Here is a 212-nt window from a genome sequence, read left to right on the forward strand (position 1 = left end):
ACGGCGCTCACCGTATGGCGAGCAATTCAATATTAGAGTGCATTGTATTTGCACACGCTGCACCTAAAGATATTTTAAGTACACTTGAGCATGCGCCAACACCACATGCGCTGCCAAGCTGGGATGAAAGCCGAGTAAGTTATTCTGATGAAGAAATTGTTATATCCCATTACTGGCACGAACTGCTGTTATTTATGTGGGCTTTTGTAGGC

At 44.3% G+C, this 212-nt stretch carries 1 pseudogene; it reads left to right on the forward strand.

The features are described from left to right. A pseudogene (locus CWC04_RS19455) lies at positions 1–212 on the forward strand (L-aspartate oxidase); the annotation flags it as partial.

This window comes from Pseudoalteromonas sp. S2893 (genome assembly GCF_005887105.1).
GTDB classification, from domain to species: Bacteria; Pseudomonadota; Gammaproteobacteria; order Enterobacterales; family Alteromonadaceae; genus Pseudoalteromonas; species Pseudoalteromonas atlantica.